The sequence below is a fragment of the Streptosporangium amethystogenes genome, from assembly GCF_000721075.1.
Taxonomy (GTDB): Bacteria; Actinomycetota; Actinomycetes; order Streptosporangiales; family Streptosporangiaceae; genus Streptosporangium; species Streptosporangium amethystogenes.
Genome location: NZ_JOEQ01000179.1, coordinates 1 through 334 on the forward strand (window position 1 = coordinate 1; position 334 = coordinate 334).

General features: G+C 68.3%; 1 protein-coding gene. It reads right to left on the reverse strand.

From position 1 onward, the window contains the following. Nucleotides 1-327 (reverse strand): AMP-binding enzyme (locus tag IG98_RS46345; RefSeq protein ID WP_425428164.1); only part of this gene is annotated, 327 nt, incomplete at its 3' end. Nucleotides 328-334 lie beyond the last annotated feature (7 nt).

The following is a 334-nucleotide window of genomic DNA, read 5'->3' on the forward strand; positions in this document are numbered from 1 at the left end:
CAACTTCCCGTTCCCCGTCAACGGCAACACCCCCAACACCACCACCGCCGACGGCACCATGAACTCCGGCAACACCTCCCCCGCGAACCGCCGCAACTCCCCCACATCAAGCACCGGCCCCGCACCCATCGAGGCCCCCTCCGCCGAAACACCCTCGGCCGGAACCACATACGCCACCAACCGCCGATCCCCCGGACGGTCCTCCCGCACCACCACCGCCACCCGCGACACCGAACCATGCCGGGCCAGCACCGCCTCCACCTCACCCAACTCGATCCGAAAACCCCGCACCTTCACCTGCTGATCAACCCGCCCCACGAACTCCACAACCCCA